This window comes from Pseudomonas kilonensis (assembly GCF_001269885.1).
GTDB classification, from domain to species: domain Bacteria; phylum Pseudomonadota; class Gammaproteobacteria; order Pseudomonadales; family Pseudomonadaceae; genus Aquipseudomonas; species Aquipseudomonas kilonensis.
Genome location: NZ_LHVH01000034.1, coordinates 98,654 through 112,637, shown reverse-complemented (window position 1 = coordinate 112,637; position 13,984 = coordinate 98,654). Strand labels below are relative to the sequence as shown.

The 13,984-nt window shown below is 59.2% G+C and carries 7 protein-coding genes; 1 reads left to right on the top strand and 6 read right to left on the bottom strand.

Annotated features, from left to right (window positions below):
- Positions 1–13: 13 nt before the first annotated feature.
- The 5 genes from AD662_RS24645 to AD662_RS24625 form a co-directional block, all read right to left on the bottom strand.
- Positions 14–718 carry a FadR/GntR family transcriptional regulator gene (locus AD662_RS24645; RefSeq protein ID WP_018601033.1) on the bottom strand — a complete coding sequence of 235 codons (705 nt, stop codon included), beginning with the start codon at positions 716–718 and terminating at the stop codon, positions 14–16.
- A gap of 59 nt (positions 719–777) precedes the next feature.
- Positions 778–2,091 (bottom strand): C4-dicarboxylate transporter DctA, encoded by a 1,314-nt coding sequence (locus tag AD662_RS24640; protein WP_018601032.1) that lies wholly within the window; start codon positions 2,089–2,091, stop codon positions 778–780.
- A 419-nt stretch (positions 2,092–2,510) separates the two neighbouring features.
- On the bottom strand, positions 2,511–3,041 hold the full coding sequence (locus tag AD662_RS24635) for a hypothetical protein (protein ID WP_053189886.1): 531 nt from the start codon (positions 3,039–3,041) through the stop codon (positions 2,511–2,513).
- Between the two features lie 202 nt (positions 3,042–3,243).
- Positions 3,244–4,497 (bottom strand): serine hydroxymethyltransferase, encoded by a 1,254-nt coding sequence (gene glyA / locus AD662_RS24630; RefSeq protein ID WP_018601030.1) that lies wholly within the window; start codon positions 4,495–4,497, stop codon positions 3,244–3,246.
- A gap of 450 nt (positions 4,498–4,947) precedes the next feature.
- The gene (locus AD662_RS24625; RefSeq protein ID WP_053189885.1) at positions 4,948–8,796 is read right to left on the bottom strand and encodes a sensor domain-containing protein; all 3,849 of its coding nucleotides are present in this window, start codon (positions 8,794–8,796) and stop codon (positions 4,948–4,950) included.
- A gap of 271 nt (positions 8,797–9,067) precedes the next feature.
- Between AD662_RS24625 and ettA the strand changes: the two genes are divergently transcribed.
- Entirely contained in the window at positions 9,068–10,732 is a 1,665-nt protein-coding gene (gene ettA, locus AD662_RS24620; RefSeq protein WP_013694244.1) for an energy-dependent translational throttle protein EttA, read from the top strand.
- Positions 10,733–10,831: 99 nt separating this feature from the next.
- On the opposite strand, the gene lanM is transcribed toward ettA, so the two are convergent.
- Positions 10,832–13,915, bottom strand: a complete 3,084-nt coding sequence (gene lanM, locus AD662_RS24615) for a type 2 lanthipeptide synthetase LanM (protein ID WP_053189884.1) — start codon at positions 13,913–13,915, stop codon at positions 10,832–10,834.
- Positions 13,916–13,984: the final 69 nt, after the last annotated feature.

The window sequence follows — 13,984 nt, the reverse complement described above, 5'->3', positions numbered from 1 at the left end:
CGCAGGCCCAGGCTCAAGTGCCGAGGTTGTCGTCCGGAATATTCAATTCGATGCCCATGCGCTGGCCTTCCCGGAGAATGTGCCGGCGCATTTCGGCGCTGGCCTGTGCGCTGTTCTTGCCCCGGATGGCACGGACCACGGCTTCGTTCTCTTCCAGGCGTTCGGCCAGGTGCTCGGGGGAGTTGCGCAACACATCGGCGCTCTGCTTGAGAGCGTTACTGGTCTGCTGGACCACGTTCTGGAAGATCGGGTTGGACGTCAGGGCAAACAGTTCTTCATGGAAAGCGATGTAGGCGTTGGCGCAGGCGTCGCTGTCGTTGGCTTCCAGGGCTTCGCGCATGTCCATGAGGGTCAGGCGCAACTGGCCGACGTCCTTGCTGCTGATGGACTGGGCCACCAGGCCGACGATGAACGGTTCCAGGGTGTAGCGCAGCTGCAGCAGGTCTTCCAGGCTCGCGCCGGCCATGGCGCTGCCTTCACCGGCAGCATCGTTGAGATGGGCCTCCAGCACCACGACGCCTTTGCCGGGCATCGAGCGCACCAGGCCCAGGGTCTCCAGCACAATCACCGCTTCACGCAGGCTGGGTCGGCTGATGCCCAGTTGCTCGGCCAGCTCGCGCTGGCCGGGCAGCATGTCACCCGAGCGCCATTGGCCCCGGGCGAGGGCGGCGCGGAGTTTCTCCACCACGGAATTGACGACGGTCGATGAACTGATCACATGTGACTCCTTGAAAATCGATCAGGCGATGCCGGTTCGCGGGCCGGCATCGCCGTCTTTCAGAATTGCTGGTGATGGGCACTGCCCACCGGTTTCCTGGGTTGGAAGGTATAGCCTTGTTGGCCGGACAGCACCTTGCGCGCCCGAGGGACGTCGATGTCTTTTTCCCAGCGGGCAATCGCCACGGTGGCCACGCAGTTGCCGATCAGGTTGGTCAGGGCCCGGCCAATGCCCATGAACCAGTCCACGGCCAACACCAGCACCAGGCCGACCACCGGGATCGCCGGGATCGCGGTCAGCGTCGCTGCCAGGATCACCAGCGCCGAGCCGGGAATCCCGTGGGCGCCCTTGGAGGTGATCAGCGAGACCAGCAGGATGGTCAACAGATCGCTCATGGCCAGGGGCGTGCCGGTCGCGTTGGCGATGAAGACAATGGCCAGGGTCAGGTAGATCGAGAAACCATCCAGGTTGAACGAGTAGCCGGTGGGAATGACCAGGCCCACGGTGGAGCTGCCGATTCCCAGGTGTTCGAGCTTGCGCATGATCTGTGGCAGCACGGCGTCGGACGACGCGGTGCCGAGTACGATCAGCAGCTCTTCGCGCAGGTATTTGAGGAATGGCAGCATCGGCAGGCCCGACACGCGCATCACCGCACCCAGGATCACCGCGACAAACGCGATGCAGGTCAGGTAGAACAGGCCGACGAGGCTGCCCAGGTGCTGGAGCGACTCCAGGCCATATTTGCTGGTGGTGAAGGCAATGGCCCCGAAGACGCCGATTGGGGCCAGGCGCACGATCATGCCCATGATGCGGAAGATCACGTGGCTGAGTTCGTTGATCAGGCGCGAAATGCCGGAAGCGGCGTCACCGACGAGATTCAACGCACTGCCGAACAGCACGGCAAACAGCAGCACCTGGAGAATGTTGTTTTCCGCGAATGCTCCGATCACCGACGTCGGGATCAGGTTCATCAGGAATTGGGTGGTGGTGACCATGTGCTGGCCGCGCTGGGCGATGTCGTTCACGTCCGCGCTGGAGAGCTGCTCCAGGTGGATGTTCGCGCCGCTGCCAATGCCTGTGCTGAAAGCAAGGACCAGACCGATGACCAGGGCGATGGTGGTGAGTATTTCGAAGTAGATGACCGACTTGAGGCCGATACGCCCGACCTTCTTGAGATCGCCGGCACCGGAGATACCACTGACCACCACGCAGAACACGATCAGGCCGATGAGCATCTTGATCAGCTTGATAAAGCCGTCGCCGAGGGGTTTGAGCTGTGCAGAATATTCGGGAAGGGTAAGCCCGCAGACGATGCCGAGCACCAGTCCGAGGACAACTTGAAGGAAGATCGACCGCGAGCACCATTTGAGCATGGGAGGGATTCCTGGTTCGGTGTCCTTGTTCGCCAGGGAGGGCTGGCGTCGGGACTTCATTATTGTGGTCTTACCGGTTTGTCCAGTGCAGGCGCAGTCTAGGCGCTGTTTTCGCGGGGATGCAAGCTCGATTGTGATGATTTGGCTTGACCGGTCTTACCAGTTGGGGTGAAAGCCCTGTGCTTGAGCGTTTTCTCAAAAGAAAAAATGACGGGTGGTCAATAGCCGGCCCGGCATGGAACCCTGTGGCGAGGGGATTTATCCCCGTTGGGCCGCGCAGCGGCCCCTGTGTCCCATCGGACACACCGCAGTGATAAATACAATTGGGGCCGCTGCGCGACCCAGCGGGGATAAATCCCCTCGCCACAAGGGCTGTGCTTCGTCCCTTCGACTGACTTTACATGCCAACAGGGGGACCTTCAGAGTACGCTCAGAATGAACATGGCTTTTGACTGTTCTTCTGTCTCGGCAAGATAAAGATAAGGCGAGCCGCGTACCCTTAGTCCCCCGACATGTTTCTTATTGCCTGTCATGAGCGAGATGGGGACATGGCGGGATGTGATGTGCTTGCGCATGATGATGTTTTGCTGATGATCGAGCAGGCTGAAAAGAGTCGGGTTGCGAGTGTTTGGATCACTTACCCCAAATACTTCGAGCCAGCTTTTACTGATCAGTTTGTTGTAGTGTTCACCGGTGTTTTTCAGGGTCAGGAAGTAGCCACCCGCTGTATACCGGAAATGCAGCCGCAATGGCTCGCTGCGCACGCCCTGGTCATCGGCGTGCATGCCGAGCAGGCTTGAGTGATCCTGGGTTTGGGGTCTACCGGTAAAGAATCCACCGCTGAATGAACTGATGGTCGCCATCGCGGGTTTGCCATGCAGCCTTTCCAGCAGATTTACGCGGGTATTTAACATGCTGAGTGTTGCATTAAAGGATTGTTCACTGTCCATGTGAATAAGCGTCCTGTTTTGAGTGATTAGGTTCAGGGGGCAGGAGGGATCGTATGGGTTTACTAATTGCGTGTGGGGTTTTCTGTATTGCAGAAAATTAAGTGTTGGAGGGTGTTAGTTGTTTCGCCCTGTTTTCCAGGGCAATAAAAAAGGCCCGCATCTTTCGAAGCGGGCCTTATTCAACTGCGCTCTAGCGGGCTAATTAAGCGCCGTAGACCGGCAGCTTCTTGCAGATCGCCTTGACCTTCTCACGCACGGCGTCGATGACCGCTTCGTTGTTCAGGTCCGCCAGGATGTCGCAGATCCAGCCAGCCAGTTCCTTGCACTCGGCTTCCTTGAAACCGCGAGTGGTCACGGCCGGGGTGCCGAAGCGCAGGCCCGAGGTGACGAACGGAGAGCGTGGGTCGTTTGGCACCGAGTTCTTGTTGACGGTGATGAACGCCTTGCCCAGCGCCGCGTCGGCGTCTTTGCCGGAGATCTCTTGCTTGATCAGCGACAACAGGAACAGGTGGTTTTCAGTACCGCCGGACACCACGTCGAAGCCGCGCTCGATGAACACGCCGGCCATGGCCTTGGCATTCTTCACCACTTGTTGCTGGTAAGCCTTGAACTCAGGTTGCAGGGCTTCCTTGAAGCAGATCGCCTTGGCGGCGATCACGTGCTCCAGCGGGCCACCCTGGGCGCCCGGGAAAACAGCGGAGTTCAGCTTCTTCTCGATGTCGGCATTGGCGCGCGCCAGGATCAGGCCGCCACGTGGACCGCGCAGGGTCTTGTGGGTGGTGGTGGTGACCACGTCGGCGAATGGCACCGGGTTCGGGTAGACGCCAGCGGCGACCAGGCCGGCCACGTGGGCCATGTCGACGAACAGGTAGGCACCGACCTTGTCGGCGATCTCGCGAAAGCGCGGGAAGTCGAGGATCTGGGAGTAGGCGGAGAAACCGGCCACGATCATTTTCGGCTTGTGCTCGAGGGCCAGGCGCTCGACTTCGTCGTAGTCGATCAGGCCGTTGCCGTCGATGCCGTACTGGACGGCATTGTACAGCTTGCCGGAGGAGGAAACGCTGGCGCCGTGGGTCAGGTGACCGCCGTGGGCCAGGCTCATGCCCAGGATGGTGTCACCGGCCGACAGCAGCGCCAGGTACACGGCGGAGTTGGCTTGGGAGCCTGCGTGCGGCTGGACGTTGGCATAGTCGGCACCGAACAGTTGCTTGGCGCGGTCGATGGCCAGTTGCTCGACCACGTCGACGTACTCGCAACCACCGTAGTAACGCTTACCCGGGTAGCCTTCGGCGTACTTGTTGGTCAGTACCGAGCCTTGAGCTTCCATCACCGCGGGGCTGGTGTAGTTTTCCGAAGCGATCAGCTCAATGTGCTCTTCCTGGCGCTGAGCTTCTTGCTCCATGGCGGCAAAGAGATCGGCGTCGTACTTGGCAATAGTCAAATCACGGCTGAACATGGCGGTCCTCAAGGATCGGGGGCAGAAAAGGGGGGCATTCTACCTCAACCGGTTTTGGAAGGCATATGAAAGGGCGTCATGTCGCGGACGAATGGGTTTCACACAAGAGGGGCGTTGCCTGTACTGGCCTCATCGCGGGCAAGCCTTGCTCCCACAGAAGCCCGCTTTCCCCTGTGGGAGCAAGGTTCTCCACAGAAGCCGGTGTTCCCCTGTGGGAGCAAGGTTCTCCACAGAAGCCGGTGTTCCCCTGTGGGAGCAAGGTTCTCCACAGAAGCCGGTGTTCCCCTGTGGGAGCAAGGTTCTCCACAGAAGCCGGTGTTCCCCTGTGGGAGCAAGGTTTTCCACAGAAGCCGGTGTTCCCCTGTGGGAGCAAGGTTTTCCACAGAAGCCGGTGTTCCCCTGTGGGAGCAAGGCTTGCCCGCGAGAGGCCGGCCCAGATAGTACAAGGCCTCAGTCGAGCATGAACAACGCATCATTGCTGAACTGCGCTTCAAACCGGGTGGCCGGCATCGGGCGGCCGAACAGGTAGCCCTGGACTTCGTCGCAGCCGTGTTCGCGCAAGAAGTCCAGTTGCTCGTGGGTCTCGACACCCTCGGCGATCACCGCCAGGTTGAGGCTGTGGGCCATGGCGATGATCGCCCGGGCGATCTGCGCATCCTGCTCGCCGGACGGCAGGCCGTCGACGAAGGTGCGGTCGATCTTCAGCACATCGATGGGGAATTGCTTGAGGTAGTTGAGCGACGAATAACCAGTGCCGAAGTCATCGACGGCGATGCTCAGGCCCAGGTTCTTCAACCCGGCCAGGATCTGCATTGCCTCGCTGACTTCGCGCATCAGGATACTTTCCGTCAGTTCCAGCTCCAGGCAGGCTGGCGGCAGGCCGGTGCTGCGCAGGATATTGGCGATGCGCGTGCCCAACTGGCCGTCGGAGAACTGCCGGGCCGAAATGTTGACCGAGACCTTCGGCACCCGGACCTTGGCCTGGTGCCACGTCCTGAGCTGCCGACAGGCTTCGGTGATGACCCAGTCGCCCACGTCCACCACCAAACCGAGTTCTTCGAGTACCGGAATGAAGTCCCCCGGCGGCACCAACCCGCGTCGCGGATGGCGCCAGCGCAGCAGGGCTTCGGCGCCAGTCAAACGTTTGCCATCGCCGCTGAACTGCGGCTGGTAATACAGCACGAACTCGTTCTGTTCCAAGGCGTGGCGCAGGTCGCTTTCCAGCTCCAGGCGCTCCAGGGCGCTGGCGTTCATGTCGGCCTGGTAGAACTGGAAGTTGTTCTTGCCGCGCTCCTTGGCGTGATACATGGCCGTGTCGGCGTTCTTCATCAATTGGCTCAGTTCGTTGCCGTCCTGGGGACTCAGGGCGATACCGATACTGGCGGTGACGAAGAACTCCCGGCCTTCGAGCACGAATGGCCGGACCAGGCTGGCGAGGATCTGCTCGGCCACGGAGATGGCCCGGTTCAGCGCCATTTCACGGCTGGCGCGCGGTTGCAGGAGCAGGGTGAATTCGTCGCCGCCCATGCGCGCCACGGTGTCGTCGTCGGCGACGCAGCCGAGCAGGCGCGTGGCCATTTCCTTGAGCATCCGGTCGCCGGCGGCATGGCCCAGGGAGTCGTTGATCGGCTTGAAGCGGTCCAGGTCGAGGAACATCAGCACGACCCAGGTCTTCTGCCTATCGGCCGATTGCAGCGCGGTGTGCAGGCGATCCTGGAACAGCGTGCGGTTGGGCAGGTGAGTCAGGGCGTCGTAATAGGCCAGGCGATGAATGCGCTGCTCGCTGGCCTTGCGTTCGCTGATGTCGCTGAAAAAGCACACATAGCTGGCCAGGTCGCCTTCGTCATCCAGCACGGCCGTGATGCCGACCCAGGCCGGATAGTGTTCGCCGTTGCGGCGTTTGAGCCAGACCTCGCCTTCCCAGGTGCTGTGCTGCTGCAGCTGCTTGAGCACGTAGCGCAAGTGGGCTTCCTGCTGCTCGTCCACGGTCAGCATGTTGGGCAACTGGTCCAGCACTTGCGACACGGCATAACCGCTGACGCGACTGAACGCTTCGTTGGCCTGGACAATGTAGCCAGCCGGGTCGGTGATCAGGATCGCCGAGGTCGAGTGCTCGAAGACCGTGGCGGCCATGCGCAGGTCTTTTTCGGCGCGACGCTGCTGGCTGATGTCGCGACCGACGCCGAGCACGCCTTCGAACGCGCCGTGTTCATCCCACACCAGCACCAGCCGCAGCTCGATGGGAATCTTGCGCCCGTCGGCACGCAGGCAGTCGAACAGGAACAACTGGGTCTGCATCTGGTTGCGCAGCTCGGCCAGTTGGTCGGGCTTGTCGAGGGCCTTGCTGACCCGGTCCATCAGGCTGTAGATGCCGGTCAGTTGTTGCGGGTTGGCGATGATCGATTGCCAGCCGCTCTGGAAAATCCAGTCGGCGGTGTAGCCCAGTACCGCTTGCACCGACGGGCTGACATAGTTGAGCGAAAGCTTGTTGTCGGTGGAGAAAATCACGTCGCTGATGCTTTCGGCGAGCATCCGGTAGCGCTGCTCGCTGTCACGCAGCGATTCGCTGGCCTCGATCTGCTCGGTGACGTCCTTGGCCACGCCGATGATTCGTGTCACCTGGTTATGCCGGTCGCGGGCCAGGGCCTGTTCGCGAATGTCGAAGCAGCGCCATTTGCCATTGCGATGGCGAAAGCGCAATTGGCATTGCAACAGTTGCGTGTACCCGCCCCGGCGTTGTTCCTGGCGCAGGTTGTGGTAGTGATCGGCGTCGTCGCTGTGCAACAGGATTTCCCAGAAGTACTCGCCCATCTGGTGCAGTTCGGTGCGGTCGTAGCCCAGGGTCTGGCCCAGGTGATGGTTGCTGAAGATCATCCGCTGGCTGATGACGTCCTGCACATAGAGATGATCCGGCACGGTGCGCACCACGTCGGACCAGAAACCTTCGCGTTCGAGCAGCGAGAGTTCGATCAGCTTGCGGCTGGTGATGTCGCTGATGCTCAGGATGACCGCATTATAGTCATGCTGTTTTTCCGGCAGGCGCAGCACCAGCCACAGGTGCTGGTCGCGGCCATGGGCGTCCTGGAGCTTGATTTCCAGTTCCAGTTGCTTGTGTTGGTCGAGCAACGCTTCGAGCAGCTTCGAGCCAACGGGGTTGTTGTCCTGCGCGCCCTTGCCGACCAGCAGTTGCCAGGCCTGATCGCAAGAGTCGACGTTGAGCAGTTTCAACGCCATCTGGTTGACTTCGGTGACGTGAACTTCCTGACGCAATTGCTCGAGTTGATGGGAGGTTTTCGTCCAGGCGCGCAATTGATCGCCGTTGTGCAGGCCGGCCCGCTCAAAAAAGGCCTTGAGCCCCGACAGGTCGAGCACGCACAGGGCCACGCCGGTGCCTTCGAAAATATCCTGGTAGCGCCGTCGCCCTTCATGCAACTGTCGCTGGCGCCGACGCATGTTCAAGAGCGCGATCACTGGCAACAACGAAAACGCCAGGCCCAGCAGGCATTTGCCGATGAACGCCGGCAGCAGTTGCTCGATCACCTGGCGACGGTCGAACAGCCCTCGCAGTTGCCAGTCGCTGCTGCTCAGGGGCACTGTCAGTACGGTGTTTTTCAGGTCATCCGGGGATAGATGGGTAGGGCTGCTCGAGGGCAGGCTTTCGTCGCGGCTGATGATCTGCTGGTTGAGACGGTTTTCCACCAGCCACAATGGGCGCAGCCCCGTATCGGCCTGCTTGGTCAGGGTGGAGAAAAAGCTTGGGGTCAGGCGCAGGGCCCAGTAGCCACGGCTGCTACCGCTGGCCTGGTGCAACAATAGATGCACCACGGAGCCGTCTTCGACATTGCTGAAATAATGCGCCTGGGCCCGACTGCGCCGCACCAGTTCACCCAGGTAATCGGCGTCGTGGCTGTCGGCGTCGCTGTCACTGAGCACTCGACCGGAGGGGCTCAGCAGGGCCAGGCTGCGCAGTTCAGGCAACGACTGCTGGAGTTTGCGAACCAGTGCCTGCTGTTCGTCGGCCGTTTGTGGTTGTTCGACGATCGGTAGCAGGTTGAGGGCGATTTGCGCGTTCAGGGCCATGTTCAGGCTGACCTGTGCGGCAAGATCGGCGGTGTAGTCGATGGTGTATTGGCGCTGTTGCTGTTGGGTTTCGCGCAGTTGATCGAGCAGTTGCCAGAACAGCAAGCCGAGCAACAGCAGCACCAGGGTGGCCAGGCCACCCTTCAATGTCCCGCGCAGGGGCGAGCCGGGCACGACAGCGGGTGCGCGAGGGGACAGGGGCGGAGTGACGTTGGACAAGCTGTAATCCTGCGGTTTGCTGGACTGGCGCGACGTGCACTATAAGCCGGACGCCCGAAGGGCGGCTAGCATGCCTTGACTTGTGGCAAAGTGCCAGCCCTTGGCGGCTGGACCTTGACCGACGGTTGAGGTAGCTTTGCCGGTCAAACAAGAGCGTTCCAGCTCCAGATTCCCAGGCTCTATCCGCCCGCAGGCATTGATGACCGTCAAGAGCCGGCGCCGCGCATGGCCTGGCTCGTTCTTTTCACCTGTCACTGACGCTAGGTTCACCATGGCTCAATACGTCTTCACCATGCATCGGCTGAGCAAAGTTGTTCCGCCGAAGCGGGAAATCCTGAAAAACATTTCTCTGTCCTTCTTCCCCGGCGCCAAGATCGGCGTACTGGGCCTCAACGGTTCGGGTAAATCCACGCTGCTGAAAATCATGGCCGGCGTCGATAACGAATTCGACGGCGAAGCCCGCCCGATGCCGGACCTGAACATCGGCTACCTGCCCCAGGAACCTCAGCTGGACCCGAGCAAGACCGTCCGTGAAGTGGTCGAGGAAGCGGTTAGCGTGATCAAGGACGCCCAGGCGCGCCTCGACGAGGTCTATGCCGCCTACGCCGACCCGGATGCCGATTTCGACAAGCTGGCCGCCGAACAGGCCAAGCTCGAAGCGATCCTGCAGGCCAGCGACGGCCACAACCTGGACCGCCAGCTGGAAGTCGCCGCCGATGCGCTGCGCCTGCCGGCCTGGGACGCGAAGGTCGAACACCTGTCCGGTGGTGAAAAACGCCGCGTGGCCCTGTGCCGCCTGCTGCTGTCGGCCCCGGACATGCTGCTGCTCGACGAACCGACCAACCACCTGGACGCCGATTCCGTCGCCTGGCTCGAACACTTCCTGCACGACTTCCCAGGCACCGTGGTTGCGATCACGCACGACCGTTACTTCCTGGACAACGTCGCCGGCTGGATCCTGGAACTCGACCGCGGCGCAGGCATTCCGTACGAGGGCAACTATTCGGGCTGGCTGGAAGCCAAGTCCGATCGTCTGGCCCAGGAATCCAAGCAGCAGTCGGCCCATGAAAAAGCCATGAAGGAAGAGCTGGAGTGGGTGCGCAAAGGCGCCAAGGCCCGCCAGTCCAAATCCAAGGCTCGTCTGCAACGCTTCGAAGAAATGCAATCGCAGGAATTCCAGAAGCGCAGCGAAACCAACGAGATCTACATCCCGGCCGGTCCGCGCCTGGGCGACAAGGTCATCGAGTTCAAGAACGTCAGCAAGGGCTACGGCGATCGCGTGCTGATCGACAACCTGTCGTTCTCCATGCCTAAAGGCGCCATCGTTGGCGTGATCGGCGGTAACGGTGCCGGTAAATCGACGCTGTTCCGCATGCTGATGGGCAAGGAAACGCCGGATTCGGGCAGCATTGAAATCGGTGAGACCGTGCAACTGGCCTGCGTCGACCAGAGCCGCGAAGACCTGGACGGCAGCAAGACCGTGTTCCAGCAGATCTCCGACGGTTCCGACCAGATCCGCATCGGCAACTATGAAATCCCGTCGCGCACTTATGTGGGCCGCTTCAACTTCAAGGGCGGCGATCAGCAGAAGTTCGTCAAGGACCTGTCCGGTGGTGAGCGCGGTCGCTTGCACCTGGCCCTGACCCTGAAAGAGGGCGGCAACGTCCTGCTGCTCGACGAACCGTCCAACGACCTCGACGTTGAAACCCTGCGTTCCCTGGAAGAAGCCCTGCTGGACTTCCCGGGCGCCGCCATTGTGATCTCTCACGATCGGTGGTTCCTTGACCGCGTCGCGACTCACATCCTGGCGTACGAAGACGACTCGCAAGCGGTGTTCTTCGAAGGCAACTACACCGAGTACGAAGCCGATCGCAAGAAACGCCTCGGCGAAGCCGCTGCCCAGCCGCATCGCGTACGGCACAAGAAACTGGCCTGATTCGGTCGGTTGCATAAAAAACGGAGCCTTCGAAGGCTCCGTTTTTTTAGGGTCACAATCCCCCTGTGGGAGCGAGCTTGTAAGGCTTAATTGATGGGGCTACCCGAGCACCGCGAAATCGAGCGAGAGAACATTGGGGATTGTCGGATCGATCTCGTACAGCAAGGCATAGCCCGCCCCCGCGATTCCAGTCAGCAGACTGACGTCGGGCACCCGGTCGCTATCCAGATAAGGCCCTTCGAAAAACTGCTGGGCGACTTCGTCAAGTGCCTCTCTGACTCTGCCCATGCCTTCAGAATTATCGGAATGCCGATACAAGTCATACAGACAGATCAGATTGCCGAAATCACCATGACAAAGGTTGTAGCCCTCGCCAAACCCATGGGCCCAGAGGTTGTTCTCGCATCGTCGTATATCGTCGTGCACTGTCTGTCGGGTCGCTTCGTCCAGGGCGTCTCCCATCGATTCCATGAGTTGTCGCCTGGCGATGAGGATACCTCCATCGCCGTGGCACCACTTGGACGTATGGTCCGCCGGCCCGAGGTTGCGCAGGTCCAGCCAGAAACCATCCCGACTCAAGCGGTTTTCACCCTCCAGTACCTGGATGGCCAAGGGCACCAGCGCCGAATCGCCGGTCACGTCATAGGCTTTGCACAATGCATGGATGACGCCCGAGAGGCCATGGGACAAGCCCGTCAAAATGACGGAGCGATCACTGCGTCGTAGCAGTTGGCCGTCTTCAATCAGGATTTGATCCTTGATGTAGTCGACCATGCGTCGGATGGCCGGCAGCACATCCTTTTGCGCAGACAACGCATGGATATTGGCCAGCAGCGTCACCGTTCCACAACAACCTCCCAGGAAGTCGAACTCATAATTTTCAGGAGGCACTTCAATCAGCTGGGCCAACAGACCGGCAATTCTTTCATCATGGCTGGCGTCGCCAGTGACCTGGCGACGATTGATGAGCAAATAAATGAAAGCCCCCAGCCCGTGATAGGCACTGACCGTCGAATCGGTTTTGAAAAAGCCGAAGCGTTGTTCCAGTGAGTACAGGACTTGATCCATGCGCGACAGAAAGACGGGTTGACCACTTACTTTAAACAGGCTCAGGTAAAACAACCCAATCCCGGCGATGCCGGAGTAAAGCCCGTGATCCATGGGCGACGGGTACTTTCTGCGTGTCGTGGGATGCGTATGAAAATACAACCAGCTTACGTCCGTTGTTGTTCCCGCTACCGCGAGCTCCTCAAGGCGGGAACTGATGCTCGATATGGCGCCGAGTCGGTCCGCCTGGAGCGTCTTTTTAAGGTCTCCAGGCACCTGCCCGACACGGGGTGGCGGATGTCCAATTGGCTCTGGAAACAAACAGATTTCGAGCAGTGTGCGTTGTAAAGCCCAGTCCTTTCGGGACAGGTTGGCTATCTTTTGAAGACAGCTTTTTATCGGTGGCTCCACGGCTGCCATCTCTATTGTTTCACCCTGTGCGCTCGTAAAATGGTTGGCGCTCAGAGGCAGGGTGAAACACGGAATGCTGGACCTCTGCAGGTCGGCTATTTCATAGCGGGGAATGCCCATCTTCCGATAGGGTTCTTTCAGGTCTTTCCACAGGGTTGCGAGCAGAAGTTCTCTGTCGAGCATGTTTTGTGTAAAGCGTGGATGACGGATCAGCCCGATAAAGTCGGCATAGCGCTGAGAATTTTTGAGCAATACGCGGGTGGTCAGTTCACCGGCGGATCGTTCCAGCATCCGCATGATCTTGTATCGATGAACCATCAATTCCTTATAGGCATATTCAAAGCCTTGGAACAGTTCGGTTTTATAGGCTTCCAGTCCCTTGCGCTCACCCAGCAAAAGCGGCAGGTGTTTTTGTATCAGCTGATGCTCGAATGAGGTTTTACGCAAATGATAAAAGCCATCCTCGAAAACCAGCGAATGGCGGGTGGCGATGAATAGCTCTTGCCGACTCAGCCCGCTCTGGTCGTTATTGGGGTGTTGTGAAAAGGGGAGAAAACCGCTGGAGCATACCGACTGCTGGACCGATCTAAAGCTGTTGGACAATGCACAGCCAGCGGGCAGGTCGCTCAGCAGGTCGCTGGTGGAAGCGGTGAATAAACACTCAAGGTCGATCATGACCGGACTGTTGCCGCACGCAATAATATTCTCGTAGTGAAAGTCGATGCCGTTCAGTGCATGAATGACCGCTATCTGCGCGCCCATTTTCTTATAGAACAGTTCAACGTCCGCTGCGTTGTCGCAGGGCTCGTTGTCGATTTTTTCCACCCAGCTACGCCGCTCGCGGCTGAGAATCCTGGGGGCGCGGATGGAAAAACAATCCGCTTTTGTCCATTCATGCAGTTGGTCCAGAAGGCGGTTGAAAAAAAGCGCCTCTCGGCTTGCCCTCGGTTTGTAGACCAATGAAATCGCGCAGATTTTAACCTGACAGACCGTTTCACCACGGCCGTGGGGGTCCCCCAGGCCGAGCTCAATAGCGTCGATTTGTCGAGACGGAACAGAAAATTCAGCTTCCAGCGACTCGATATCGGCAGCGAAGTCGAGAATGACCGCATAAAGATAATCGAGGGTGTCTTCCAGCAGATCAAACAACAACGTCGCCAGCACCGGGTAGGCTTCGAAGAACTTCAGCAGCGGCAATGTGCGCAGCTGTTCATTGAACGTGCTCAAGTCAATGTCATCGCCGTGGGCGATTTTCGTGTTCAAACAATGGACCAGGCTTTGTTCTGACGTGCGACCAACCCGGGCCAGGACATAGGGTTCCAGGCTTGTAAAAAAAGTGGGTTCGTTAATGTATGTTGACGCATGGGAATAGCGCCCATCCGCTTGGAAGATCTCGATGGCATAAAGAAAAAAACGATAACCAAACCAATAAAAATTGTCTTTGTCGCCCGAGCTTGTGTTCGTTTCCATATTAATGCTGTCAAGTCGAGCAAGCTTTTTCTTCAGGGTGTTCAGGACGGTTTCACCGTCGATAGGCAGGGGCTCGTTGTCGATGGGTGAATTGATATGGGAAACCAGTTGTTCCCTGCCCGCTCCAAAGTGATCCAGCAAGGCCTGATCATCAGTATGTAGACGGCTCAGGTTGTTTTCAAAAAGGGCGATGCAACCTTCGGAAGAGAATCCGTACTTCCCTCGCTGATCCAACTTTAAAGCATTGACAAGCATGCCGTAGCTCCTGACATGGATAGAGCAGGCGGTGCCTGCTCTATGTTAACGTTTGTTGCAAGTTTCGAT

What these genes read in the sequence shown, in the direction of transcription:
- ettA (WP_013694244.1), top strand. Translation starts at nt 9,068, where the DNA reads ATGGCTCAATACGTCTTCACCATGCATCGGCTGAGCAAAGTTGTTCCG.
- glyA (WP_018601030.1), bottom strand. Translation starts at nt 4,497, where the DNA reads ATGTTCAGCCGTGATTTGACTATTGCCAAGTACGACGCCGATCTCTTT.
- AD662_RS24640 (WP_018601032.1), bottom strand. Translation starts at nt 2,091, where the DNA reads ATGCTCAAATGGTGCTCGCGGTCGATCTTCCTTCAAGTTGTCCTCGGA.
- lanM (WP_053189884.1), bottom strand. Translation starts at nt 13,915, where the DNA reads ATGCTTGTCAATGCTTTAAAGTTGGATCAGCGAGGGAAGTACGGATTC.
- AD662_RS24635 (WP_053189886.1), bottom strand. Translation starts at nt 3,041, where the DNA reads ATGGACAGTGAACAATCCTTTAATGCAACACTCAGCATGTTAAATACC.